Genomic DNA, 24,161 nt, shown 5'->3' on the forward strand with positions numbered 1-24,161 from the left:
GTTTTCAGGCTACTTCGCGAGGAGATCTTCGGTGATGGTGTTGCCGGAATCAACCACGATGAAGCAATCAACGCGGCGGTCGCCCCGATCCCAACTGGTGGTGCTCGGGTACACGTTCTGCTGAAGCAGCACGTAATTGTCGGCCGCTGCGTTGAGCTTCACGTCCTTGCAAACCTCGCGTCCTTTGTCCCTCAGGGCGTTCGTGCCGGGGAAGGACTCGTCGGCACCGTATGTGTGGACGGCTCCGAGCTGGGCCGAGTGCTCGGTGTCGCAGGCTACGGCCCTGGCTTTTGAGGCGTTGGCATCGAAGTCGGCAAAGCAGTCGCCCACCTGGAAATCCTTGGCCTCTGCATCGCGGGGGAGTGGGCCGGCAGTCGGAGCCGCGCTGGGCGTGGACACGGCTGCTTCGGGACGGCTGCCCAGCAAGTTGAGCAAGACCCAAATGACAACGCCAATGAGTATGAGGACGCCAACAACGATTCCACCAATAACCAATCGCTGCCGCTTGACCGGATCCCCGTGAGGTTCCGGCTGTCCGTGCGTGCCTTGATCTCTCTGGGGCTCCGGCCGCCATTCCTGACCCGCGTAGGGCTGTTGACCGGCGTAGGGCTGCTGCCCCGCGTAAACAGGCGCATTGGCGTAGACAGGCGCGTTGGCATTTTCGGGTGCCGCTGAATCCCCAGTTGGCTGGGAATCCTTGGGTGGCAACGCTGGATCGCGCTGGTCTGCCGGATTGGGAACAAAGTCAGGATCGAGCTCGGGTGCGGGATCCGGTTGCTGGCCCGAGGGTGGTGCCCAGGGATCGGATGGCGGTTGCTGGCCCGGTGAAGGCGGCGTTCGGGGCGCAGGGGGCACTCCATCCTCGCCTTGTTCGCGTCGTGAACCGTCACGGGGTGAAGTGTTGTCCTGGCTCATATTCCCGGGTGTGCCTTCCTGCTGTGGAGCCGCATTGAGGCAGACTCTACCCAATTTTCGCTTCTCTTGGAGGTGTAACGGCGTGGTTTCAACCGTAGTCGTCTCGGACGCGGGGTGGTGGTGGCGCGCGGGCACCCCCGAAAGCATGTAATCTAGACATACGACAAATTGACCAAACATTCCGGGGCCTCACCGATAGCCAAGGTGACCACCTCCGGTCCAAGTACAAAAGGGGGTCACGCCATGGGGCGCGGCCGTCAAAAGGCAAAAGCTACCAAGCAGGCTCGGGATATTAAGTACTATTCCCCGAACACTGACTATTCGGCACTTGAGCGGGAGCTCACGGGTCCGTCCAGTCGTGTCAAGAGCCACTTCCCCGACGATCCCCCGGAGCCGGACTATTCGGCCTACGAGGACAAGTACGCGGAAGATGACGACGACGAGGTAGACACCCGTCGGATCGGATAGCTGTCGCAACCAACAGGTGCTTATGGCACTGAGTTGCGGACCGCCGTCGTACATCAAGGTCATCGCGCATTTTCGAATGCCGTATATCTTTTGAAAAAGGGCCTCCAGGCCACGCCACTCTTTGGCGTACCCTGGGGGCTCTTTTTTGCGTAGGCTGGAGTTCGAGCGCATCGAAAGGAAATCCATGCCGGAGGTCGAGAGTTATCAGCAGGGAACACCGTGTTGGGTGGACCTGTCCTCCACCGACATTGAAGTTTCCAAAAAGTTCTACAGCGACCTCTTCGGGTGGGAGTTGGATGCCATGGATGCGGGAAATGGCATGACCTATTACATGGCCAAACTCAAAGGGCGCTACGTCGCCGGGATGATGCAGCAACTGCCCGATGCTCCTGAGGGAATGCCGTCCTATTGGGCGAACTATCTTGCCGTTGATTCCGCTGACGAGGCCGCCCAGCGAGTGGAAGCCGCCGGCGGAACCCTGCTTTTCCCTCCAGACACGGTTCCCAATGGCAGCGGACGTATGTTCTTCGCCACAGACCCGACGGGTGCTCAGATCGGCTTTTGGGAAGCCGGCAACCATCCGGGTTCAGGACTGGTCAACGAGCCTGGAACCATGATTTGGAATGAATTGCAGACGGACGACGTCGGCAAGGCCGTTGCGTTCTACGAGGCTGTGACAGGTTGCACCAGCGAGACTACGCCGGCCGGAGACCTGCAGGAGTACACGAGCCTGCTGGTGGATGGAAAGCGAATCGCAGGTGCGCTCAAGTTGCCTATCGAAGGACTGTCACCGTTCTGGATGACGTACTTCAATGTGGTGGACATTGATGACACGGTGAAGCAAGCTGTTGAGCTGGGCAGCCACATCATTGCGCCGGCTTTCGATGTGCCGGGAGTCGGGCGAATGGCAGTTCTCATGGACCCAGCCGGAGCAGCGTTCAGCATCATGACAGGCTTGGCAGCATGACTTCACGCAAGCACTATGCCAATGGTTAGCCGTGCTGGGCCGACCTCCAGACACGCGACGTCGCGGCAGCCAAGACTTTCTATGAACAGATCTTCGGGTGGACTTTCAAGGACCTACCCACGCCGGACGGCCGCAGTTACGCGCAGGCCTTCGTCAAGGATCAGTTGGTGGCTGTGATCGCCCCGCAGAACCCCATGCAGGAGGCTGCCGGAACGCGTGGCCAGTGGAACGTCTACATCTCGGCCACTGACACGGAGGAAATCGCGGAGGACGCGGTCCACGCGGGAGGGCAACTCCAGTTTGGCCCCGAGGCTGTCGCCGACACGGGAGTCTTGGCGTTCATCCAGCCTCCGGGCGGCGGCACCACGGGCATCTGGCAGGCCGGCACTCATGTGGGCAGTCACTTGTTCAACGAGCCGGGGGCATTGGCCTGGGCGGAATTGCTGACGCCCGAGCCACAAGCCGCCGTCGCCTTCTTCCAGCAGCTTTTCGGGCATGAGGTCACCGAATATCCGCAGGACGACGGCGGCAGCTACAGCACGCTGATGGTCAAGGGTGACGAAGTGGCTGGCATAGTTCCTGCCGATGAAGGCGACGAGGCCGGCTGGCAGATCTACTTCGGCGTAGCGGATCTGCGAAAAGCAGCGGAAGCAGCCGCCGCTGCCGGGGGAGAGCTCCTCGTGGAACCGGAGGACAAACCCGAAACAGGGTCCCTTGCCACCATTCAGGACCCGCAGGGCGGCGTCCTTAGCCTGATCCAGGTCTAGGAACCAAAGCAACAGCAAAAAGAGTGGCCGGGCAGTCAAGACTACCCGGCCACTCTCTTTATGAAGCGATAACGCGCTTAGGCGTAGGCATTCACCAAACGGACAGCGCCGCCGTCGACGCCCTTGGCACCTTGGACGTAGTCCGGGCCGGTCTTGTCGATCGAGTCGCTGTCAGCAGAAACGGTACCCATGACCCAGGACGGCAGGCCGCGGTCATTGAGGCGGGCCACTGCAGCGTCGGCTGCTTCGGCGGAAACAATGGCAACCATGCCCACGCCAAGGTTCAGCGTGCGCTCCAAGTCGGCCAGGGGAACGTTGCCGAGCTCGGAAACCAGCTTGAAGATCGCGGGCAATTCCCAGGTGTTGCGGTCCACCGTGGCTACGAGGCCCTGCGGGAGGACACGGGCCAGGTTGGCAGCGAGGCCGCCACCGGTGACGTGGCTGAAACCGTGCACTGCTGCGCCGCCCGTGACAGGGAAGGTGCGGGCGAGGTCAAGGCAGTCAGCGGCGTAAACGCGCGTGGGCTCCAGGAGTTCTTCGCCCAGCGTGCGGCCGAGTTCGGAGACCTGGCGGTCCAGTGCCCAGCCGGCGTGGTTGATGACGCGGCGGACCAGGGAGTAGCCGTTGGAGTGCAGGCCGGAGGACGCCATGCCGATGACGACGTCGCCAGCGCGGACGCGGTCCGGGCCGAGCAGGGCGTCTGCTTCGACGATGCCTGTTGCGGCACCCGCGACGTCGTACTCGTGCTCACCCAGGAGACCCGGGTGCTCAGCGGTTTCGCCACCCACCAAGGCGGTGCCGGCAACGGAACACGCAGCCGCGATACCGCGGACGATGTCCGCGATGCGCTCCGGGACAACCTTGCCGCAAGCGATGTAGTCGGTCATGTAGAGGGGTTCGGCACCCACCACAACGATGTCGTCCACCACCATGCCCACCAGGTCAAAACCGATGGTGTCGTGGATGTCCATGGCCTGAGCGATAGCCACCTTGGTGCCAACACCGTCAGTGGACGTCGCCAGCAGGGGCTTCTTGTAGCTCAGCAGCTGGGAGACGTCGTACAGGCCAGCGAAACCGCCGACGCCGCCAATCACCGAAGAGTTATGGGTCGCCTTGATGGCTCCCTTCATGAGTTCGACTGCGCGGTCTCCCGCTTCGACGTCGACACCCGCGGAGGCGTAGGTGATACCGGAGTTATTCTCAGCGGCGGGTGTTGCGGAGCTCATACAGACTCTTTCTTGTCGGCGTCGGTCAAACGATCAGCGTCGGTAAGCAGGTTTTCGAATTCGGCGTCAGGTCCGGGATCGCAACCCGTGGCGCCCGGCTTCTCGGCAGGGTCCTCGGAATCGTCCACGGAAGCGGCCTCGTCTGCAGCAGGCAGGCCGCCCAGGTCGGTGCGCTCCAGCAGGTTCTTGCCCAACTTGTCCGCGTGCGGCAGCTCGATGGGGTACTTGCCGGTGAAGCAGGCCGTGCAGAGGCGCTCACGCGGCTGCTGGGTAGCGCCGATCATGCCGTCTTCGGAGATATAGGCCAGCGAGTCAGCGCCGATTGCCTGGGAGATCTCCTCGATGGTGGCGCCGTTGGCGATGAGTTCCGCGCGGGACGCGAAGTCGATGCCGTAGAAGCAGGGCCACTGAACCGGGGGAGAGGAAATCTTGACGTGCACAGCGGCGGCACCGGCTTCGCGGAGCATCCGAACGATGGCCCGCTGGGTGTTGCCGCGGACGATCGAGTCATCCACCACCACAATCCGCTTGCCACGGATCACGGATTCCAAGGCGTTGAGCTTGAGACGGATACCCAGCTGGCGCAGGGTCTGCGACGGCTGGATGAATGTGCGGCCCACGTAGGCGTTCTTGACGAAGCCGTGCGCAAACGGAATGCCGGACTGCTCTGCGTAGCCCACAGCGGCGGGTGTGCCTGACTCGGGCACCGGGATAACAAGGTCTGCCTCGTGGGTGTTTTCGCGGGCCAGCTGGCGGCCCATTTCCACGCGGGCCTCGTATACGGAGCGGCCGGCGATGGCAGCATCCGGGCGGGCGAGGTAGACGTATTCGAAGACACAGCCGGCGGGGGTTGCCTCGGCGAAGCGCTGCGAACGGACGCCGTCCTCGTCGATGGCGATGAACTCGCCGGGCTCGATTTCACGGATGAAGCTCGCACCAACGGTGGCCAGACCAGCCTGCTCGGAGGCGACAACCCAGCCGCGCTCCAGGCGGCCCAAGCACAGCGGACGGATGCCGTAAGTATCGCGGGCTGCGTAGAGGGTTCCTTCATCCATGAAGACGAAGCAGAAGCCACCCTTGATCTTGGGCAGGAGCTCCAGGGCGGTCTGTTCCAGGGTCTTGCCCTCTTCGCCCTCGAGGAGAGCGGTCACCAGTGCGGTGTCCGAGGTATTGCCCTGCTTCATCTCACCGGTCAGCTGGCCGTCGTTGCGCTCAAGGATCATTTCCCGAAGCTCAGCGGTGTTGGTCAGGTTGCCGTTGTGAGCCAAGGCAACCGTGCCGGTTGCTGTCGCACCCAGGGTTGGCTGCGCGTTGGCCCAGTGGCTTGCACCGGTGGTGGAATACCGGCAGTGGCCAACGGCCAGGTGCCCGGTAAGGGTGTTCAGGGTTGTCTCATCGAAGACCTGGGACACAAGGCCCATGTCCTTATAGACATTGATGCGCTTGCCGTCACTGGTAGCGATACCAGCCGATTCTTGTCCGCGGTGCTGCAGCGCATACAGCCCGTAATAGGTGAGTTTTGCTACTTCTTCACCGGGAGCCCAAACCCCAAAGACGCCACAAGCGTCCTGAGGGCCTTTTTCGCCGGGGAGAAGATCATGAGAAAGTTTTCCGTCGCCACGTGCCACTGGTCGATTGTCTCATGTTGTGGCCGTGGTACGTTCCCCCGTTGCCTATGTGACCCCTTGAACTGGCGTGTTCCCGCGAAAATGCGGTGTGTCTCACATTCGGTACCCCTGTGAAGAGGCGGGCCGGGCGCCTGACTTAGCGGACGTCGTCGTTCTCTGGTCCTTCATCCGGAACCGAGTCCGGAACGGGCTCCACCACGGCGCGCTGGGTGCGCTTGACGCTGAGGCGGTCCAGGATCAGGGCGAAGATGGAGAACAGGATCACGCCGCCGCCTGCGCAGACGATGAGGAAGAATCCGAACACCGTGCCGGCATCAAAAGCGGGGTCGGTTTGGCGGCCGTAGGCGATGATTGCGGCCACGATTGCACCAATCACGGCTCCCAAAATCATGAAGGGTACGAACTTGGGTGCCCGGCGAACCGTGATCTCGCGGCGGGCGGAGTTGGGGGTGGTGTCCTCTGAAGCCATGCCTTCAAGCGTACCTTTCCCGGCCCAAGTGACAGATAAACCCCATGTTTTCGGAAAACATGGGGTTTATCTGTGAAGTCGACAGGGGTGGGTTAGCTGCCGCGGTAGGTCGAAAACGCGAAGGGGCTCAGCAGGAGCGGCACGTGGTAGTGCTCACCGGCGTCGGAAACTGTGAAGTTCAGGTCAACTTCGGGGAAGAACGTCTCGGTGCCGAGGCCCTCGTAGTAGGCGCCGGTGGCGAAGTTCAGGCGGTAAGCACCACCGGGAATCCGTTCGGGACCAAGGGTCTTGATGCGGCCATCGGCGTCGGTTTCGCCCTTCGCCACCAGGGTCCAGTCGTCACCTTCCCGGACGTAAAGTACGACGGCGACACCCGCCGCCGGGCGTCCGGAACCGGTGTCCAGGATGTGGGTTGTTACTTGTGAAACGCTCATGCGTTGACTCCTTCGCTGATCAGTCCGGAGAGGCGCAGCAGTGCGATCTCCCGTAGCTGGCCGGCCACGATCGTGTCTTCTTCTTCCGGGGTGTGGGTGAGGCGTTCCTGGAGGGCGCCGAGCATTTCCTGCGCGCTGCGACCTGCGGCGCGGATCAGGAAGACCCTGCCGAATTTTTCCTCGTACGCCCGGTTACCCTCGGCGAGTGCGGCTGTTGTTTGGTTGTCGCCGGGATCCACGCCAGCCTGCTCCGAACGCGACATGGCCGCCTCGGTGGTCTGGGCCTTGGGGCGTTCGCCGATCCGGGGGTGGTGCGCCATGGCGGACTCCACCTCGGCAGCAGTGAACGGTTCGGCGGCACGCTGGGCCTGCCCCAGCAGTTCGTCGACGCTGGCGTAGGGGCGCGCGTCCACGATGGTTTCCACCCAGCGGCGGATGTCCAGGCAAGGGGTCAGGGTCCTGATAGCCTCGTCCCGGTCAACACTGTTGAATACTGCAAGCTCCATGCTTGTGTCATCCTCATGCAAAATGCTGGCATCCATGGTGTGGGCTATGCGGAACTCCTGTTGGTGCAGGAGGAAGCCCGTGCTTCAAGCTTCCGCATCATGGAACTGTTATTTCAGCATACGTAATTAGTTAAGCCGAGTGAACGGGCTGGTGTCAAGAGACTACCGCCCTGTGACGGCGTGTCCGGACCGTGAGGTACAGGCGGTGCGCGGTAATCACCAACGTCAGCCAAGCAATGCCAATGGCCCAGGCTGCAAGGACATCCGTCAGCCAGTGATGACCCAGATAGACACGGCTTAGGCCCATGGTGAAAGCGAACGCTGCTGCCAGGAGCACAGTGATGACCCTCGCTTTGGCGGTCTTGAGCCTGAGGATGATCAAGTACGCCACGATTCCCGCGATCACGATCGAGTTGAGCGAATGGCCGCTGGGGAATGACGCCGAGTGTTCGTAGGGAGGAATGGCATCGACGAGGTCCGGGCGGGCGCGGCCGAAAAGCGGCTTGCCCAGGATGGTGATGACCAGCGAACCCAGCCCGGCGGCGAGCATCAAGATGACGGGTGTCCACGATCGCCGTTTGGTTGCCAGGAAAATCATGATGCCCACAGCGATGATGGGCATACCCACTGTGCCGCCAATATTGGTATAAGCCGTGGTTGCCATGTCCAAGGCGGGGGAGCGCGCCGATTTGGCTGCCGCCAGTACGGGATCGTCCAGTCCGGCCACGCCGTCAGCATCGGTCACGGACTCGTAGACCTCGCCGAAGACCAGAGCCAGGGACAACGTGACGGCAAGGCCCACAATAAGGGTGATGATCAGTGCCGCATAGGGACCGAGCAGCGATGTGACCTTTTCGGCACCTCCGGCCAGCACCCGGCCCGCAGGAGATTTCCAGCGCGTAAGGTCCTGTCCGGCGACGAATCGGTCCTGGCTGACCTCGCCGCTGACGCCTTGCTCGGGCGCTTCTTTGCCTTCAGTCGTCACTCTCGTCCCCTATCCGTGGCGGCCTCAGTATTGGTGAGTAACCTTAGCAGTTTGGCCTAGGAGGGTTCCTGGGTGGCAGGCTCTTGCGGCAGCGATTCGCCAACTTTGACCAGCAGTGTCTGTTCCGGTGTGAGCTCCGCGCCGCTTTCCCGGAGTGGGCGGAGTTGCGGGACCGGCTCACCTGTCGCAGGGTCTACGAGGGTGGAATGGGCTTCCTCGGCACCGAAGGCGTTGCGTTCGCCCCATTGCCGCAGGCTGAGAATCAAGGTGAAGAGGTCGCGGCCCGCGCTTGTTAGCTCATATTCACTGCGTGTCCCGCGATCGTTGGGGGTTCTGGTGAGGACGCCCCTGTCCACGAGGAGGCGGAGGCGGTCCGAAAGGATGTTCTTCGCCACTCCCAGCGACCTCTCGAATTCTGAAAAGCGCCGTTTGCCGTCCAATGAATCCCGAATGATCAGCAGGATCCACTTGTCGCCCACGAGGTCAGCTGCCCTGGCTGCGGGGCATTCAGATTCGGTCCACACGATCTCGACTGGTTGCAACATGAAACCATTCTGGCATAGCCTCAGATGGTTGCATATTGAAACCGAATAGTTGGGGGCCGGAAAAATGAGCAGTGATCAGCTGACGAAATCCACGCAGGGAGTAAACCGTGGCCTTTTGCTGCTGCTCGCCGTCGTGGCCGGGTTCATGGTGTCGAACATCTACTACGCCCAGCCCCTCCTGGAGCGCATCGGTGCCGACGTGGATATCTCCGTGGCAAGGATCGGATGGGTCGTGGCTTCATCCCAAGCCGGGTATCTCCTTGGACTGGTTCTCCTGGTGCCATTGGGAGACATGGTGGACCGCCCCCTACTCATCACCGTTCAGGTGGCAGCAAGCGCCGTGGGTGCTTGTGCCGTCGCCCTTGCCTCATCCCAAACAGCCTTGCTGGTGGCGTTCGGGATACTCGGGTTGGCCTCTTCCGTGGTGCAGACCATCGTCGCCTGCACCGCCGCTTCCAGTACCCCGGACCAAAGGGGCGGAAACATCGGAACTGTCACCGCCGGCGTCGTGAGTGGCCTCATCCTGGCGCGCACCGTGGCGGGCGGCATGGCGGAGCTATGGGGTTGGAGGTCGGTTTACGTCTTTGCCGCGGCAGTTGCTGTGGTCCTGTCGCTGGCAGTCCTCCGCGCCATGCCCCGGGAGCCGGCTCCAAAGGGCGAAGTGCGCTATCGGCAGGCTGTTTCATCAGTGGCGGTCCTGACGCGCCGCAATCCCGTTTTCCGTACCCGCGCGCTCATCACCATGCTGCTGTTTGCGTCCTTCGGGGTTCTGTGGAGCGGCATGTCGCTGCTACTCAGCGGACCTGCGTGGAACCTGACGCCGGGTACTGTTGGGCTCTTCGGGCTGGCTGGCCTAGTCGGGATACTGGCTGCATCCGGAGCTGGTGCTGCCGCGGATCGTGGGTGGGGGCAACGGGTCACCGGGTTGAGCTTGGTGGCGCTCCTGGGCTCGTGGCTCGCGTTGTCCCTGGGAAGTTGGTCGCTGATCTGGTTCATCGCCGGCATCATCGTGCTCGACGCCGCGGTGCAGTCCGTCCACGTCAGCAGCCAAACACTCATCGTGTCCGGCGCTGAAGAGTCAGCCAGCAGCATCATCGGCAGCTACATGGTGTTCTACTCGGTGGGCAGTGCCGTGGGGGCCGCCTCCGTTGCGCCGGCATTTGACGCCTGGGGTTGGACCGGTGCCAGCGTTCTTGGGGCAGGGTTTGCGCTGGGCGCTTTGGTGATCTGGGGCGTCGACCGGGCTCGGCGCCTCAAGACGCATGCTGGCATGGTTCGCTCCGTCCACCAAGCTGCGGCAGAATGACCTCAACCAGCTGAAGGAGTTCGCACATGCCGCACATTCTGACGTCCAGGTTCCTGTTCGGCCCCGGGCCGAGCAATTGCTATCCCGAAGCCATGGCTGCCCTGGCCTATCCCGTGCTCGGCCACCTTGATCCTGTTTTCATCGAACGGCTCGACCACGCCTGCGAAGGCCTCCGGACCGTCTGGGGCACGTCCAATGCGCGGACCCTTCCGTTGAGTGCCACAGGTTCCGGCGGGATGGAAGCTGCTTTCGTGAACACCGTGTCCGACGGCGACGTGGCAGTGATCGCCGTCAACGGACTCTTCGGGGCGCGCATGTGTGAAGTCGCCCGGCGTTGCGGGGCCACGGTGGTCCGCGTCGATCACGAGTGGGGCCAGCCCGTAGATGCCGAGCGTGTGCTCTCGGCACACCCGAATCCCAAGGTGATCGCGGCCGTCCACGCCGAGACTTCCGTGGGCGTGCTCTCAGACATAGCCGCGCTGGGTGCCGGCAAGGGCGACGCCCTGTTGATCACCGACGCCGTCACGTCCATCGGCGGACTTGAGCTCCGGGCAGACGACTGGGGGATCGACGTCGGATACGCCGGAACGCAGAAATGCCTCGGTGTGCCGCCGGGACTTTCGCCGTTCACCGTTTCCGACCGCGCCTTTGAGCGCCGCGTCAAAGATCCGCGCTCCTGGTACCTCGATATCGGGCTGCTGGGCGGGTACGTCGGTGCGGCCAGCGGCGCCCGGACGTATCACCACACCGCGCCGGTCACCATGATCGCCGGGCTCGAGGCCGCCTTGGACCGCATCCTTGCAGAGGGTCTTGAGAATGTGCAGGCCCGGCACCGTGCCGCTGGCGCGGCTTTGCAGGCTGGGCTTCAGGAGATGGGGCTCGAATTATTCGCTGCCGAAGGGGCCCGGTTGCCGAGCCTCACCACCGTGAAAGTGCCCGACGGCGTCAACTCGGCTGCCGTCCGCGCTTACCTTCTGGAGAACTTCAGTATGGAAATCGGCTCGGGTGTCGGGGAGTTCGCGGACACTGTGTGGCGCATCGGCATGATGGGCCCGAACGCCAACAGCGCTTCTGTCACGCTGGTGCTGGGAGCGCTGAAAGAGGCAATCGCGAAAGCCTAGCCCGCACGCTCTCTCACATCTCGCGGGTTTGGGTGGGTCGCTCTTTCACGTCCCGCGGGTTTGGGTGGGTCGCTCTCTCATGTCCCGCGGGTTTGCATCAACTCGCGGGAATCTCCTTCGGGTCGCAGCTCTCGGACCTAACCGGGGCTGTGAGTTCGAGGTAGGCCGGGAACTTTGATCTGATGCTCACCGTGGCACCCACAGCATCTGTGCTGCGCGTTACCACCCACCCGCCGGGAACGGGATCGATGCCGTTGAAGGCAGGGAATCCGTGCTTCTCCAAGACGGGATCGGCCGCAGCGAAGAGATCCTCAAAGTTCCTGGACGGTTCCACGATGTCCGCGCTGCTTTGCATGCTTTGCAGATAGAGCATGCATCTGCCGTCTTGGGCTGGGCTCATGTCTGCCGTATCGTCCACGGCCCAGGTGATGTCGGGCATTTTCGCTTCCAGGGCGGCAACAAGTTCCGCGGTCAGAGCGTCGTACTTGGCGATGCTCTCAGCCACAGGAGCAGGTTCGGAAGTAATAGGAGGCGCCTTGCTGGGTTCCCGTTTGGTTTCGCCCGGGGCGCTGCATCCAGCAACCCCAACAAATCCCATGACAAGGGCAGCGGCCAGCGCGAAGGGGCGTGCTGATATTCGAAGCGTGCGGCTATTCATTTCGTCCCCGGTTTCGTTTAGCGCTCGACGGCGTATCTCACCGAATGCTGTCACGCGGAGTTGTCGCACGGCGATGGGCAGAACAACCCGTCGCGCCTGAAGCATGAGGGAGGTGATAGAGCGTTGCGCTCAAGCGCGCGGGAGGTGATAGAGCGTTCCGCTCAAGCGCGCGGGAGGTGATAGAGCGTTGCGCTCAAGCGCGCGGGAGGTGAGAGAGGATCAGGTGTCGCGGGTCAGGATCCACGTGTTGGTACCGTCCTGGCGCTCGAAGGTCACAGTGGTCACCAGCGCCTCGATGAGAGCCAACCCCCGCCCGGACTCGGCATCCTCGTCCGGCATCGAAGCCTGCATGTCGTTGGCGAACGGTTCACGGGCGTTGAAGGCACTGACCCGGGCCACCAGCCGAGTGGGACGGACGCTGATGTCGACGTCGATCTCCACGGGCTTCTCCGCCACAGGAAGCGCATGCTGCACAATGTTCGCCGCAGCCTCGATGACGGCCGTAGCGAAGGTCATCCGGTCCATGTCGGGCACGAAGGAGGCATCGTCCCACAGGGCGTCCAGCTCATTGTGGATGGCTTCGATAGCTTCCTCGTTGGACGGTCCATGGAAGCCCCGGCGGGCGATTACCTCAGTCATCGCCGAACGCAGCTTCGGCCGAGGGGTAAGCCGTGAGCACCCGGTCCATGTTGGTCAGTTCCAGGACCATTTTGACCTGCGGCTGCACTCCTGCGATTCGGAGGTCACCGCCTGCCTGCCGTGCAGCTTTGAGGCAGCCGATGAGTGCACCGAGCCCGGAGGAATCCATGAAGTCGGTTTCTGCCAGGTTCACCACCACCCGGCTGGAGCCACCGGCCACAACCTCGGCCACTACTTCCCGAAGCTTGGGCGCGGCCACCATGTTCAGCCTGCCCACGCTCTTCACCTCCGCGTAGGAGTCGTTGACCTCATAGCTAAACTGCATCTGCATTCCTCTCTCCGGGGCGCTCTGGCCCGACAACTTCAGGCACGAAGCCCTTATACAAAACTGCTTTGACCAGCACGCTCAGGACCACCAGGTCGAAGGCAACCCACGCCACGTTCACCAGTGTGCCCAGGGGCTCCGACATTCCGGCGAGAAGCCGGATAAGGCCAACAACGAGCGCCACGGCCAGCAGTACCGCCACAATGATCTGCGGCCGGATCAGGCTCCAACTCGGGCCGCCGCTCTGCCGGGCTTTGGGGGTGACCGCAAACCCGAGGGGACGGCCGAACCAAACGTTCCGGGCCGCCGTCGTGCAGGCCTTGATCCACGTGGGGAACAGCGCGAGGCTGTACTGCTGCCCGCGCCACGTGGGAATGCCATGGCCGGCCACCAGGAACAGCAGTTGGTTCACCACCATGAACGGGATGAAGCGGATGAAGAAGTCGAAACTGATGCTGTTGACCGGGAGGATGCCGAGCGTCAGATAGATGATGGGTGCTGCGAAATAGACCACGGCAGCGAAGCCGCTCAGGTACGTCCACATGGTGGAGAAGTACATAAGCCGCTGACCCCACGTGAGCCGACGCTGGACCAACGGGTTTTCGCGTAGGAGGACCTGCATGGTGCCTTGGGCCCAGCGGAGGCGCTGCGTCAGCATGGTTTTGACGTCCTCAGGGGCCAGCCCGTTGGCGAGGATTTCATGGTGGTACACGCTCTTCCAACCCAGTCCGTGGAGACGCATGGCGGTGGCCATGTCCTCCGTGACCGAGATGGTGGCCAGCGGCATGATCGGCTGGGCTTCGTCGGTGCGTTCCACCGAGATGGCGTCCAGGACAGCGTGAACCGACTCGAGCGCACCCAAGGGGGACCAGTCGCGTCCGGACATACGGTCGACGGCGTCCCTCGCCACCGTGGTGACGCCCGACTCGCCGACGTGGGCGAGTTCCATGGCTGCGATCTCTTCGAGGTCGGACTGGAGTGCGGAGAAATCCGCGGCCACGAGGGTGCGGACGGCGTCGTCTACTTGGCGTCGGACCCGGTACGTGATTTCGCTGAGGGATGCCCCGGCTTCGAGCTCCTTCTGGGCGGATTCCGTGGCGGCTTCCACGTCGTTCAGCATTTGCTCCACGAGCGGGTTCTCAGCCTCGGGCGACCGCCGCGCCTTCTTAATGGCGGTGCGCGAGGCAGCGAGGGCTCGTCGGACGCTCTTCTCCGTGGCTTTGACGTAGCCCACCAGGCCCAGCTGCATGAGGGCTTCCCGGCGGAGGATCGCGTTGGACCCGCAGAAGAATGCAGCGTTCCAGCCGTCCTTGCCCTGTTGGATTGGGCCGTAGAACAGGGGAGCCTGGCTGCCCAGGGGGTCGTCCGCCGGGACGTTGATGAAGTACTGCGGGGTCTGGACGAGCGCCACCTTGTCGTCGTTGAAGTAGCCCAGCGTCTTGTCCAGGATGTCCGGCTCGGGGATCTGGTCGGCGTCGAGAATCAACAGGTATTCGCCCGAGGTGACCATGAGCGCGTTGTTCAGGTTGCCCGCTTTGGCGTGCCGCGGCATGTCGGGTGTCCAGTCGGCGCCGCGCGTGACGTAGCCGATCCCGTTGGACTCGGCGAGTTCGCGCATCTCCGGGCGGTCGCCGTCGTCGAGGATCCAGGTGCTGTGCGGCCAGCGGATGTCCTTGGCCGCCAGAGCCGTGGTCATCACCAGGTCCAACGGCTCGTTGTACGTGGTGATGAAGACGTCCACGGTGGCGTCGGCTGGGGCAGGGGGCGGCGGTTTCCGGAATTTGATGTTCCACACGGTCAGGCCGAACAACATGACGTCGATCAGGCTGTACGTCTCGGCAATCACCAACGGAACGGCGATCCACCACGCCTCCCAGTTCAGCGACGCCATCCAACGCCACGCAACATAGTTGACGCCTAAAATGACCGTCAGCACAACGATCAGCCGAGTCCAGAAACGTGTCACAAATCCCCCCTTTTGCGGTTTACAGTCCTGCTGTTGGTTTTCGACGTACGACGACGGCGGTCACGTCGTCTTCGGCAGTGGCGGCCGGCGCCAACTCCAGTAGGGCGGCGCACACATCGTCCGAAGTAGCCCCGCTGCGCGCCACCTTCTCCACGTTCCGTTGGAAGTCTTCCAAGGAATTGTGGGCGTCGAGCACGCCATCGCTGACGATCACCAGGGAATCACCCGGCTCCAGCTCCAGTTCAGAAGCGGGCCACAGTTGGTCGTCCAGGATGCCGACGGGCGGTCCGGCGGAGACAAGCCTCCGCGCCGCACCCTCAGCGGGAACGTGCAGCGCAAGCCCATGGCCGGCGTCGATATAGCTAAGTGTGCCCGAGGCGCTGTCCAGCCGCGCGTGGAACATGGTGACGAAGGAGCCGGACTGGTCCAGGTCCGAGGCAATGGTGGCGCTGGCCGAGCCAAACGCAGCATCGATGGCCGGGGTGTCCGCAACTGAACGCATCACGGCCCGGACTGTTGCTGCGATGAGGGCCGCACCCATGCCCTTGCCCATGGCGTCCGCGAAGGTGAAATGCATGCCGTCGCGCGTCTGGTACCAGTCGTAGAAGTCCCCACCCACGCTGCGCGACGGGCGGAAGGCGCCAGCGACGTCGTAACCGCTCAGGCGGACCGTTTCGCGTGGGAGCAGGCTTTGCTGCACCACTGCAGCCCGGGCAAGTTCGTCGCTTTGGCCGGTGTCCTCGGGGGTCGCGGCAGGGGTGCGGGGGCGGCGAAACAGGGCACGGATGCGGGCCTGGAGTTCTTTGGGGCTGAACGGCTTGTTGATGTAGTCGTCCGCTCCGGTGTCCAGGCCGTTGAGCCGGTCAATCTCGTCAGCTCGGGCCGTGAGCATCAGGACGTAGGCGTCCGAGAATTCGCGGAGGCGGCGGCAGACTTCCATGCCGTCGATGTCCGGAAGGTTGATGTCCAGCGTCACCAGTTCGGCGTTGGTTCTGCGGACAGCTTCGACGCCGGAGAGACCGTCAGGTGCTTCCGTCACCACGAAATCGAGCTGCTCGAGGACGAGGACGAGGAGGCCGCGGATGTCAGCGTCATCTTCGACGACGACAGCGTGGCGCACGGGTGGGGAAGAGACCATGGCTCCATTAACTAATGCTGCTGGGTATTTGTCACGTTTAGTCACGACACATGAAACGCCCGCTCACAAAAGTGGGCGGGCGTTACACGATTTGTGCAGTTATGTGAGAGAGGGATTCCCCTCAAGCACGTGGGATGTGAGAGAGCGTTAGACGCCCAGCTCTTCCTTGAGCGCCTGGACGTGGCCCTGCGCGGAAACCTGGTACTGGGTGAGCTTCACGGTGCCTTCGCCGTCGAGGACAACAGTGGAGCGGACCAGGCCTTCCACGATTTCGCCGTCAACCAGCTTCTCGCCCCAAGCGCCGTAGGCGAGGGCCACGGAGTGGTCTTCGTCAGAGAGGAGCGGGAAGGTCAGGGCGAATTCACCGGTGAACTTTGCGAGGTCCTCCGGGCCGTCCGGGGAGATCCCGATGACGTCGTAGCCCTTGCCCTGCAGGCTGGCGAGGTTGTCGCGGAAGTCGCAAGCCTCGGTGGTGCAGCCGGGGGTGGCTGCCTTCGGGTAGAAGTAGACAATGACGTTGCGTCCGCGGTAATCGGACAGCGAGACCTTGGTGCCGTCGGCGTCGAGAAGCGCGAAATCAGGTGCTTGCGTTCCGACGAGGAGTTTCTGGGTCATGGCGATCCTTTACGTTTCACCGGCAAACAGCCGGCCTTCATTTCAAACAACAGCGGTCATGCAAATTGCGGGCGTTGATCTTTTACAACAGCGAACTTAGATGCTGTATTCCGCAGGTCCGCGCACTGTGGCATAGGGCCCTGGCACGAACTGGTAGCCGCCACCACGGACGGTGGCGACGGTGTGTCGGGCGGAGCCTAGCTTCCGCCGCACCCTTCCAACATAAACGTCGATCGAGCGAAATGCCGCGCCGGGGAGGTCAAATGACTCCAAAAAACGTTGCAATTCTTCACGACTGATGGCCCGTGAGCAGTTGACCACGAGGTACCGGAGCAGCTTGTATTCCATGCCAGTAAAGGAAACCGGCTCGCCGTCCAGCAGCACTACTTCAGCGGCGAGGTCCACCGCAAGTTGGCTGCGTCGGCTCGCCAACCTTACGGGCTCGACGGCGGTGCTGTCGCCAGATGTGGCCTGGCCCCCGCCAACGGACAATTCACCCTCGCGTGCGCTGGTGAATTGTCCGTTCGAGGGTGCACCTCCACGGGCACGGGCCTCCAAACGGGCCTCCGCCAGGGCATCGGCGAGTGAGACGGTACCTGCGCTCGGACCGTTCGTACCGGCGTCGGCGGCTTCCTGCGGAGTGCCGCCCCAGGAAGTGTCGCCGACGCCGGAGTGCTCTGCCCCGGTGGCGGGCCAGATGCGGACTTCCGCCTCCGGGGCAAGTTTCATGGCGCGGGCCAGCACAAGACGTGCGGCCCGCTCCCAGACTGCGGGATCGATCTCCTCGCCCTCGGCCGGGTTGACCCAGAGCGCCAGACCATGTGCGGTGAGGCCGTTCCGATCATTCAGGCCATTCCGCCGCCCCGCGGAGGACCCGCGGGCTGTGAGGCCGCGTGCTGCGGGTCCTCGCGACGGCGGTGGCCCGTAGGCATTGACTGCCATGACGGTTGACCTAAACGTTGCCGCGGCGGAGCAGCTTGCCGCCGGGGTTCTGGCCGTCGATCGGGGTGCCGCGCAGGTAGGTCTTGCGGACGACGCCGGCCAGCGGACGGCCGTCGTACGGCGTGATCGGGTTCTTGTGCTTGAGCTTGGTGACGTCCACAACGAAGGCTTCGTCCGGGGCGAAGATGGAGAAGTCGGCGTCGTAGCCCAGGGCGAGCTGGCCCTTGTTGTGCAGGCGGGCCAAAGCAGCGGGCTTCTCGGCCATCCAGGACACGACCTGCTCCAGCGGGATGCCACGGTGCCGGGCTTCGGTCCAGATGAGGGACAGGCCCAGCTGCAGCGAGGAAACGCCGCCCCATGCCACTGCGAAGTCGCCGTTTTCCAGGTCCTTCAGATCCAGTGTGGAGGGGGAGTGGTCCGAGACGATGCAGTCGATGGTGCCGTCCTGCAGGCCCTTCCAGAGGAGCTCACGGTTGGAGGCCTCACGGATGGGCGGGCAGCACTTGTAGGCCGTGGCGCCGTCGGGGATTTCTTCGGCCATGAGCGTCAGGTAGTGCGGGCACGTCTCAACGGTGAGGTTGACGCCGTCGCGCTTTGCTGAGGCGATCATGGGCAGCGCGTCCGAGGAGGAGAGGTGCAGGATGTGGGCGCGGGCGCCGGTCCAGCGGGCACGCTCGATGACCTCGGCAATGGCCTTGTTCTCGGCGCCGCGGGGGCGGGAAGCAAGGAAGGTTTCGTAGTGGTCACCGCCGGGGTGCGGGGCACGGTCAATCGCGTGGGAGTCCTCGGCGTGCACGATCATGAGGGAGTCGAAGGACTTGAGTTCCTTCATGTCCTCTTCCATCTCATCCGCGTCCAGGTGCGGGAACTCGTCCACGCCGGAGTGAAGGAGGAAACACTTGAAGCCGAAAACGCCTTCGTCGTGCAGCGGGCGGAGGTCGCTCTTGTTGCCCGGGATGGCACCGCCCCAGAATCCGACATCCACGAACGCCTGGTCCTTGGCGACAACGCGCTTCTGCTCCAGGCCGTCCACGGTGGTGGTGGGCGGGATGCTGTTCAGCGGCATGTCGATGATAGTGGTTACGCCACCGGCGGCTGCAGCGCGCGTGGCGGAGGCGAAGCCTTCCCACTCGGTGCGGCCGGGCTCGTTGACGTGGACGTGCGTGTCCACCAGGCCGGGGATGAGGGTTTCGTCGTCTGCGAGTTCGATGACCTCGTTGCCCGTCAGGCCGTTGCCCAAGGGTTCGATTGCGACGATGATGCCGTCGCGGATGCCAACTTCGCGGGCTGCGAGGCCGGCGGTGGTCAGGATGCGCTGGCCCCGGATAACGAGGTCATAGGCGCCGATTGCTTCAGACATTGAGGTACTCCTTGTTTTCGGTCCGTTCCGCCAGGTACACGCCTATGTGCTTACCTAATTGTTCAAGCAACGGACCTGCTTCAGCGATACATTTTTGGACATCTTTTTCCAGATCGGTCAGTGCATGGACCGTATGGAAGCCGGCATCCGTGAGTTGTTCCCGGCTCAGGGTACTCCGACCGCACACTGCGATCACGGGAACCCCGTTCCTCTGTGCCGCCCGCGAGACGCCCATGGGGGTCTTGCCGAGCAGGCTTTGCTCATCCAGGCTGCCTTCTCCCGTGATCACCAGATCGGCGCCCTTCAGCCTGTGCTCGAGTTCAGTGAATTCAAGCACGACGTCGATGCCCGGCCGCCGCTCTGCCTTCAGTGCCGCGATGGCAATGTAGCCGACGCCGCCCGCTGCTCCGGCGCCTTCTGCCTTGGCGGCGTACTTGGCGTGATGGCCGGTTGTTGCTGCGAGCACGTCCACGAAGTGGCTCGCCGCGGCGTCCAGTTCGGCGACGTCATCCGGCGTCGCGCCCTTCTGTGGACCGAAGATGGCTGGGGCTCCGCTGGCCCCCAAAAGGGGATTGTCGACGTCGGACGCCAACACGAACTCCGTGGCTTCGACGCGGACGTCGAAGTTGGAGAAATCGATGCTGTCTATTTCCGCGAGGGCTGCGCCCCCTCCGGGGAGCTCGTTGCCGTTCTTGTCCAAGAAGACCGCGCCGAGGCCCTGCAGGACTCCCGCGCCGGCGTCGGTGTTGGCGCTGCCGCCCACGCCCAGGATGATCTTGCGGCAGCCGAGGTCCAGCGCGGCCCGGATGAGTTCACCCGTGCCGATGCTGGTTGCGGTCTTGGCCGTCTGGGACGTGGGGCCGTCCGGGAGGAGGGCGAGACCGGAAGCTGCCGCCATTTCGATGACAGCTTCCTGATCCCGCACCGCGAAGTCTGCCTTCACTGGATCGCCGAGCGGGCCGGTGACGGTGGTGGTCCGGCGGGTGAAGCCGGAGCCGATGGCGGCGTCGATGGTTCCTTCGCCGCCGTCGGCCACCGGAATGCGTGTTGCTTCAAAGCCGTTGTGCCCGTATCCCGCCAGCAGGCCTGTTGCCAGGTGCTTGGCGACATCGGGCGCGGACAGCGAGCCCTTGAATTTGTCCGGGGCGATGACAACACGCATTCCGGTGCCTCCCTTCTTTTACTGTTACTTACGCTTTGGTCAGGATCGCGGTGGGTGCATCCGCCGCGGTTTCTGCCAACTCTTCGAACTCGTTCACGCCGTTGATCTCAACGCCCATGGAGATGTTGGTGATCTTTTCCAGGATCACTTCAACAACCACCGGAACCTTGAACTCGCCCATCAGTGCCTTTGCCTTGTCGAAAGCGGCCGGCAGATCGTTCGGGTCCTCAACGCGGATGGCCTTGCAGCCCAAGCCCTCGGCAACCTTGATGTGGTCCACACCGTAGCCGTTGGTCTCCGGGGAGTTGATGTTCTCGAAGGCCAGGGAAACGTTCTGTTCCATGTTGAAGCCGCGCTGGCTCTGACGGATCAGGCCCAGGTAGCTGTTGTTCACCACAACGTGGATGTACGGCAGGTTGAACTGTGCGCCAACGGCCAGTTCCTCGATCATGAACTGGAAGTCGTAGTCACCGGACAGGGCAACAACGGTGGCATCCGGGGTACCCCTCACTACACCGAGAGCGGCGGGAGCGGTCCAACCCAGCGGGCCGGCCTGGCCAGCGTTGATCCACTTGCGGGCACCGAACACGTGCAGCATCTGTGCGCCGGCGATCTGCGAGAGACCAATGGTGGACACGTAGGTGGTGTCGCGGCCGAAGGCCTTGTTCATCTCCTGGTACACGCGCTGCGGCTTGATGGGCACGTTGTCGAAGTTGGTCTTGCGGTGCAGGGAGCCCTTGCGCTCCTGGCACTCGGCAACCCAACCCGAGTAGTCCGGCAGGGTCTTTGCAGCCTGGCGTTCGCGAGCCAGCTCCAACAGACCGTCCAGCGCCGCACCGGCGTCGGACGCAATGCCCAAGTCCGGCGAGAAAACGCGACCGATCTGCGTCGGCTCGATGTCGATGTGCACGAACTTACGGCCGGCCGTGTAGGTGTCCAGGCCGCCGGTGTGGCGGTTGGCCCAACGGTTGCCGATGCCGATCACGAAGTCGCTCTGCAGGAACGTCTCGTTGCCGTAGCGGTGTGAGGTCTGCAGGCCAACCATGCCGGCCATCAGCTGGTGGTCGTCCGGGATGGTGCCCCAACCCATCAACGTGGGGATAACCGGAACGTTCAGGATCTCGGCCAGCTCAACCAGCTGGGCCGAAGCGCCGGCGTTGATGATGCCGCCACCGGCAACGATCAGCGGGTGCTTGGCAGCGGTCAGCAGGTCCAGTGCCTTTTCCAGCTGCTTGCGGGAAGCCTTGGGCTTCTCCACCGGCAGGGGCTCGTAGGCGTCGATGTCGAACTCGATCTCGGCCATCTGAACGTCGATGGGCAGATCCAGCAGAACCGGGCCCGGACGACCCGAACGCATCAGCTGGAACGCCTTCTGGAACGCGCCGGGAACCTGGCCCGGTTCCAGAATGGTCATGGCGAACTTGGTCAACGGCTTGGCGATGGACTCGATGTCCACGGCCTGGAAGTCTTCCTTGTGCAGCTTGGCAACGGGTGCCTGGCCGGTGATGCAGAGCATGGGGATCGAGTCGGCCTGGGCTGCGTACAGGCCAGTGATCATGTCCGTGCCTGCGGGGCCCGAGGTGCCGATGCAGATGCCGATGTTGCCATCAGCTGCGCGGCTGTAGCCGTCCGCCATGTGGCTGGCGCCTTCAACGTGGCGGGCCAGCGTGTGGCGGATGCCGCCGTGGGCACGCATTGCTGAGTAGAAGGGGTTGATCGCTGCGCCTGGCAGGCCGAAAGCCTCGGTGGCGCCTTCCTTTTCCAGGATGGCGACTGCCGCATCAACGGTGCGCATCTTAGCCATGGTGTACTCCTTGTTTGTTGCCCTTGCGGGCGAAGTCTGTGGTGTTTTTGGGTGTGGTGAGGGAGCCGCCGTCGTTTAAGTACGACGGCGGGGTCCCTACTTTTGTTTCTTTGTTGCCTCTTGGGCGGCTGGGGTTAGTTGCGGCCGCTGAGCTGGAGGACCTGCTTGAAGAGGCCCGAGTGGTCAAGGCCGCCGTCGCCCTGGTTGACGGTTGCGGCGACGAGCTGGGCGACGACGGCGCCGAGCGGGACAGCGACGTTGGCTTCGCGGGCTGCGGAGGTGACGATGCCGAGGTCCTTGTGGTGGAGGGCCAGGCGGAAGCCGGGGTCGAAGTTGCGGTCGAGCATCTTCTGACCCTTCTGCTCGAGGACCTTGGAGCCGGCCAAGCCGCCGCCCAGGACCTTCAGTGCTGCGTCGGTGTCTACGCCGTAGGCCTCAAGGAAGGCGATGGCCTCGCCGAGAACCTGGATGTTGACGGCCACGATCAGCTGGTTGGCTGCCTTGACGGTCTGGCCGGAGCCGGACGGGCCGACGTGGACGATGGTTTTGCCCACTGCGTTGAGGACATCCTGCGCAGCGTCGAAGTCTTCCTTCTCGCCGCCGACCATGATGGAGAGGACAGCGTCGATTGCGCCCTGTTCGCCGCCGGATACGGGAGCATCGAGCGGGCGGATGCCGGCTGCGACTGCGTCGTCGGAGAGGCGCTTGGCGACGTCCGGGCGGATGCTGGATGCGTCGATCCAGAGGGTGCCCTTCTTCGCGTTGGCGAAGACGCCGTCCTTGCCGCTGACTACACCCTCAACATCGGGGGAGTCGGGGACCATGGTGATGACGACGTCGGCGTCCTTGACTGCGTCCGCGATGCTCGTGGCACCCTGGCCGCCCTCGGAGACGAGCTTGTCGATCTTGTCCTGGCTGCGGTTGAAACCGGTGACCGTGTGGCCAGCCTTGACAAGGTTGATGGCCATGGGGAGGCCCATGATTCCGAGTCCGATGACTGCAACGTTGCTCATTGTGGTTCTCTTTCTGGGGAAGTCCGTGTGTGTTTTAACCCGGGTGTGCTTACCCAACTAGGTCGCAGTTCGCGTCGTTCTCAGCGTTCAGAACGGCCTGATCTGCTACCCAGTTGGGGCTGCGTGGCCTAGTTGGCGTTGGCGCGCTGGCGGATGGCCCAGCTGAAAGCCGATTCCTGCGGTTCCTTGTACTCGAGGCCGATGTAGCCGTCGTAGCCGAGTTCGCGGCTGCGGGCGATCCATTCGCCGAGGGGGAGCGTGCCGGTTCCGGGAGCGCCGCGGCCGGGGTTGTCGGCGATCTGGATGTGGCCGAAGTCCTTGGCATGGTTCTCGATGACGGATTCGACGTCGTCGCCGTTGACTGCCAGGTGGTAGAAGTCGGCGAGGAGCTTGATGTTCTGTGCGCCGGATTCTGCCTTGACTCGCGCGATGACCTTGAGTGCGTCTTCGGCGGTGAGGAGCGGGTACTTGGGTGCGCCGCTGACCGGTTCGAGGAGGACGGTGCCGCCGATGCGGGCGACGCCTTCAGCTGCTGCGGCGAGGTTCTTGGCCGCGAGTTCGTCCTGCTCTTCAGGGGTGAACTCGTCCTGGCGGTTGCCGTAGAGGGCGTTGAAGGCCTTGCAGCCCAGGCGCTCACCGATGCCGGCAACGACGTCGATGTTGTCCTTGAACTCGGAGCAACGTCCCTTCCAGGAAACCAGGCCGCGGTCGCCGCCGGGCATGTTGCCTGCGTTGAAGTTCAGGCCCGTCAGCTGAACGCCGGCGTCCTTGATGGCGTTCTCGAATTCGGTTACTTGTGCGTCGGTGGGGACGGAGGTTTCGAAGGGCCACCAGAACTCGACGGCGTCAAAACCGGCTGCCTTCGCGGCGGCGGGGCGCTCGAGCAAGGGCAGCTCCGTCAGGAGGATGGAGCAGTTCACTGTGTACGTCATCGTAGGTCCTTCCGAGGAGGGGCTTTGATCTATCTTCCAGGTAGCCTGGCTGCTGCCTTGGTGTTTGGCCTCAGTTTCCGCTTTGTGGAATTTAGATTCTGCTTTATGAAAAGCTTAGGGAAGGTGGGGGTGGGAGTCAAGGGGGCGCGTGGGGAGGCGGGGGTTTGGGATACCAGAATCGCTGAATGGGTTTATGGCCGTAGGTTATTTCACCCGCCCCAGTCCCGGAAGGCTAATCGATGGAAGTATCCTGGGGCAGTGTGGGCCGCT

General features: G+C 63.3%; 24 protein-coding genes and 1 pseudogene. 5 read left to right on the forward strand and 20 right to left on the reverse strand.

Annotated elements, in window-relative coordinates:
- Positions 1-9: 9 nt before the first annotated feature.
- Complete coding sequence (locus M1D89_RS05230; protein ID WP_498648654.1) at positions 10-915, reverse strand: septum formation family protein; 906 nt, start codon at positions 913-915, stop codon at positions 10-12.
- Between the two features lie 243 nt (positions 916-1,158).
- Here M1D89_RS05230 and M1D89_RS05235 point away from each other — a divergent pair, with 243 nt between their 5' ends.
- The 3 genes and pseudogenes from M1D89_RS05235 (at position 1,159) to M1D89_RS05245 (ending at position 3,117) form a co-directional block, all read left to right on the forward strand.
- Positions 1,159-1,383: a DUF3073 domain-containing protein gene (locus M1D89_RS05235; protein ID WP_011776148.1), complete on the forward strand. Its 225-nt coding sequence runs from the start codon at positions 1,159-1,161 to the stop codon at positions 1,381-1,383.
- 184 nt (positions 1,384-1,567) lie between these two features.
- Positions 1,568-2,350, forward strand: a complete 783-nt coding sequence (locus M1D89_RS05240; RefSeq protein WP_498648657.1) for a VOC family protein — start codon at positions 1,568-1,570, stop codon at positions 2,348-2,350.
- Positions 2,347-3,117, forward strand: a pseudogene (locus tag M1D89_RS05245) (VOC family protein). Before M1D89_RS05240 ends, M1D89_RS05245 begins: the two are co-directional and overlap by 4 nt.
- Positions 3,118-3,194: 77 nt before the next feature.
- On the opposite strand, the gene purM reads toward M1D89_RS05245, so the two are convergent.
- The 7 genes from purM to M1D89_RS05280 all read right to left on the reverse strand — a co-directional run bounded on the left by purM (position 3,195) and on the right by M1D89_RS05280 (position 8,910).
- Positions 3,195-4,343: a phosphoribosylformylglycinamidine cyclo-ligase gene (gene purM, locus M1D89_RS05250; RefSeq protein ID WP_498648659.1), complete on the reverse strand. Its 1,149-nt coding sequence runs from the start codon at positions 4,341-4,343 to the stop codon at positions 3,195-3,197.
- Positions 4,340-5,971, reverse strand: a complete 1,632-nt coding sequence (purF, locus tag M1D89_RS05255) for an amidophosphoribosyltransferase (protein WP_091470142.1) — start codon at positions 5,969-5,971, stop codon at positions 4,340-4,342. The genes purM and purF overlap by 4 nt, the downstream gene beginning before the upstream one ends.
- Before the next feature lie 136 nt (positions 5,972-6,107).
- Positions 6,108-6,440 (reverse strand): hypothetical protein, encoded by a 333-nt coding sequence (locus M1D89_RS05260; RefSeq protein WP_498648661.1) that lies wholly within the window; start codon positions 6,438-6,440, stop codon positions 6,108-6,110.
- 92 nt (positions 6,441-6,532) lie between these two features.
- On the reverse strand, positions 6,533-6,874 hold the full coding sequence (gene uraH, locus M1D89_RS05265) for a hydroxyisourate hydrolase (RefSeq protein WP_017199951.1): 342 nt from the start codon (positions 6,872-6,874) through the stop codon (positions 6,533-6,535).
- Positions 6,871-7,380 carry a 2-oxo-4-hydroxy-4-carboxy-5-ureidoimidazoline decarboxylase gene (gene uraD, locus M1D89_RS05270; RefSeq protein ID WP_498648663.1) on the reverse strand — a complete coding sequence of 170 codons (510 nt, stop codon included), beginning with the start codon at positions 7,378-7,380 and terminating at the stop codon, positions 6,871-6,873. Before uraD ends, uraH begins: the two co-directional genes overlap by 4 nt.
- Positions 7,381-7,534: 154 nt before the next feature.
- Positions 7,535-8,365 carry a phosphatase PAP2 family protein gene (locus M1D89_RS05275; protein WP_498648665.1) on the reverse strand — a complete coding sequence of 277 codons (831 nt, stop codon included), beginning with the start codon at positions 8,363-8,365 and terminating at the stop codon, positions 7,535-7,537.
- A 56-nt stretch (positions 8,366-8,421) separates the two neighbouring features.
- Positions 8,422-8,910, reverse strand: a complete 489-nt coding sequence (locus M1D89_RS05280; protein WP_498648666.1) for a winged helix-turn-helix transcriptional regulator — start codon at positions 8,908-8,910, stop codon at positions 8,422-8,424.
- 64 nt (positions 8,911-8,974) lie between these two features.
- Between M1D89_RS05280 and M1D89_RS05285 the strand changes: the two genes are divergently transcribed.
- Both M1D89_RS05285 and M1D89_RS05290 read left to right on the forward strand, forming a co-directional pair.
- Complete coding sequence (locus M1D89_RS05285; RefSeq protein WP_498648667.1) at positions 8,975-10,216, forward strand: MFS transporter; 1,242 nt, start codon at positions 8,975-8,977, stop codon at positions 10,214-10,216.
- A gap of 26 nt (positions 10,217-10,242) precedes the next feature.
- Positions 10,243-11,337, forward strand: coding sequence for a pyridoxal-phosphate-dependent aminotransferase family protein (locus M1D89_RS05290; RefSeq protein ID WP_498648670.1), 1,095 nt, complete (start codon positions 10,243-10,245; stop codon positions 11,335-11,337).
- A gap of 97 nt (positions 11,338-11,434) precedes the next feature.
- Here the strand turns inward: M1D89_RS05290 and M1D89_RS05295 are convergent, their stop codons facing one another.
- The 12 genes from M1D89_RS05295 to M1D89_RS05350 all read right to left on the reverse strand — a co-directional run bounded on the left by M1D89_RS05295 (position 11,435) and on the right by M1D89_RS05350 (position 23,891).
- A complete protein-coding gene (locus tag M1D89_RS05295; RefSeq protein WP_498648672.1) occupies positions 11,435-11,842 on the reverse strand; it encodes a hypothetical protein in 408 nt (135 codons plus the stop codon).
- A gap of 372 nt (positions 11,843-12,214) precedes the next feature.
- On the reverse strand, positions 12,215-12,634 hold the full coding sequence (locus M1D89_RS05300; protein ID WP_498648673.1) for an ATP-binding protein: 420 nt from the start codon (positions 12,632-12,634) through the stop codon (positions 12,215-12,217).
- A complete protein-coding gene (locus tag M1D89_RS05305) occupies positions 12,627-12,959 on the reverse strand; it encodes an STAS domain-containing protein (RefSeq protein WP_017199943.1) in 333 nt (110 codons plus the stop codon). Before M1D89_RS05305 ends, M1D89_RS05300 begins: the two co-directional genes overlap by 8 nt.
- Positions 12,949-14,925, reverse strand: a complete 1,977-nt coding sequence (locus tag M1D89_RS05310; protein WP_498648676.1) for a glycosyltransferase family 2 protein — start codon at positions 14,923-14,925, stop codon at positions 12,949-12,951. The genes M1D89_RS05305 and M1D89_RS05310 overlap by 11 nt, the downstream gene beginning before the upstream one ends.
- Positions 14,926-14,944: 19 nt before the next feature.
- Entirely contained in the window at positions 14,945-16,063 is a 1,119-nt protein-coding gene (locus tag M1D89_RS05315) for a PP2C family protein-serine/threonine phosphatase (RefSeq protein ID WP_498648678.1), read from the reverse strand.
- A gap of 147 nt (positions 16,064-16,210) precedes the next feature.
- Positions 16,211-16,678, reverse strand: coding sequence for a thioredoxin-dependent thiol peroxidase (gene bcp, locus M1D89_RS05320; RefSeq protein ID WP_011776131.1), 468 nt, complete (start codon positions 16,676-16,678; stop codon positions 16,211-16,213).
- 96 nt (positions 16,679-16,774) lie between these two features.
- Complete coding sequence (locus M1D89_RS05325) at positions 16,775-17,620, reverse strand: winged helix-turn-helix domain-containing protein (RefSeq protein WP_498648680.1); 846 nt, start codon at positions 17,618-17,620, stop codon at positions 16,775-16,777.
- Between the two features lie 10 nt (positions 17,621-17,630).
- A complete protein-coding gene (allB, locus tag M1D89_RS05330) occupies positions 17,631-18,980 on the reverse strand; it encodes an allantoinase AllB (protein WP_011776129.1) in 1,350 nt (449 codons plus the stop codon).
- Positions 18,973-20,142: a glycerate kinase gene (locus M1D89_RS05335; protein WP_498648682.1), complete on the reverse strand. Its 1,170-nt coding sequence runs from the start codon at positions 20,140-20,142 to the stop codon at positions 18,973-18,975. The genes allB and M1D89_RS05335 overlap by 8 nt, the downstream gene beginning before the upstream one ends.
- A 28-nt stretch (positions 20,143-20,170) precedes the next feature.
- Positions 20,171-21,946: a glyoxylate carboligase gene (gene gcl / locus M1D89_RS05340; RefSeq protein WP_364305879.1), complete on the reverse strand. Its 1,776-nt coding sequence runs from the start codon at positions 21,944-21,946 to the stop codon at positions 20,171-20,173.
- A 134-nt stretch (positions 21,947-22,080) separates the two neighbouring features.
- Complete coding sequence (locus M1D89_RS05345) at positions 22,081-23,016, reverse strand: 2-hydroxy-3-oxopropionate reductase (protein WP_498648684.1); 936 nt, start codon at positions 23,014-23,016, stop codon at positions 22,081-22,083.
- A gap of 71 nt (positions 23,017-23,087) precedes the next feature.
- Complete coding sequence (locus tag M1D89_RS05350; RefSeq protein WP_442013660.1) at positions 23,088-23,891, reverse strand: hydroxypyruvate isomerase family protein; 804 nt, start codon at positions 23,889-23,891, stop codon at positions 23,088-23,090.
- Between the last annotated feature and the right edge of the window lie 270 nt (positions 23,892-24,161).

The organism is Arthrobacter sp. D3-18 (assembly GCF_054408525.1).

Coding starts and splice junctions, on each gene's coding strand:
- M1D89_RS05230 (WP_498648654.1), bottom strand. CDS start 915: ATGAGCCAGGACAACACTTCACCCCGTGACGGTTCACGACGCGAACAA.
- M1D89_RS05235 (WP_011776148.1), top strand. CDS start 1,159: ATGGGGCGCGGCCGTCAAAAGGCAAAAGCTACCAAGCAGGCTCGGGAT.
- M1D89_RS05240 (WP_498648657.1), top strand. CDS start 1,568: ATGCCGGAGGTCGAGAGTTATCAGCAGGGAACACCGTGTTGGGTGGAC.
- purM (WP_498648659.1), bottom strand. CDS start 4,343: ATGAGCTCCGCAACACCCGCCGCTGAGAATAACTCCGGTATCACCTAC.
- M1D89_RS05260 (WP_498648661.1), bottom strand. CDS start 6,440: ATGGCTTCAGAGGACACCACCCCCAACTCCGCCCGCCGCGAGATCACG.
- uraH (WP_017199951.1), bottom strand. CDS start 6,874: ATGAGCGTTTCACAAGTAACAACCCACATCCTGGACACCGGTTCCGGA.
- uraD (WP_498648663.1), bottom strand. CDS start 7,380: ATGGAGCTTGCAGTATTCAACAGTGTTGACCGGGACGAGGCTATCAGG.
- M1D89_RS05280 (WP_498648666.1), bottom strand. CDS start 8,910: ATGTTGCAACCAGTCGAGATCGTGTGGACCGAATCTGAATGCCCCGCA.
- M1D89_RS05285 (WP_498648667.1), top strand. CDS start 8,975: ATGAGCAGTGATCAGCTGACGAAATCCACGCAGGGAGTAAACCGTGGC.
- M1D89_RS05290 (WP_498648670.1), top strand. CDS start 10,243: ATGCCGCACATTCTGACGTCCAGGTTCCTGTTCGGCCCCGGGCCGAGC.
- M1D89_RS05300 (WP_498648673.1), bottom strand. CDS start 12,634: ATGACTGAGGTAATCGCCCGCCGGGGCTTCCATGGACCGTCCAACGAG.
- M1D89_RS05305 (WP_017199943.1), bottom strand. CDS start 12,959: ATGCAGTTTAGCTATGAGGTCAACGACTCCTACGCGGAGGTGAAGAGC.
- M1D89_RS05315 (WP_498648678.1), bottom strand. CDS start 16,063: ATGGTCTCTTCCCCACCCGTGCGCCACGCTGTCGTCGTCGAAGATGAC.
- bcp (WP_011776131.1), bottom strand. CDS start 16,678: ATGACCCAGAAACTCCTCGTCGGAACGCAAGCACCTGATTTCGCGCTT.
- M1D89_RS05325 (WP_498648680.1), bottom strand. CDS start 17,620: ATGGCAGTCAATGCCTACGGGCCACCGCCGTCGCGAGGACCCGCAGCA.
- allB (WP_011776129.1), bottom strand. CDS start 18,980: ATGTCTGAAGCAATCGGCGCCTATGACCTCGTTATCCGGGGCCAGCGC.
- M1D89_RS05335 (WP_498648682.1), bottom strand. CDS start 20,142: ATGCGTGTTGTCATCGCCCCGGACAAATTCAAGGGCTCGCTGTCCGCG.
- gcl (WP_364305879.1), bottom strand. CDS start 21,946: ATGGCTAAGATGCGCACCGTTGATGCGGCAGTCGCCATCCTGGAAAAG.
- M1D89_RS05350 (WP_442013660.1), bottom strand. CDS start 23,891: ATGACGTACACAGTGAACTGCTCCATCCTCCTGACGGAGCTGCCCTTG.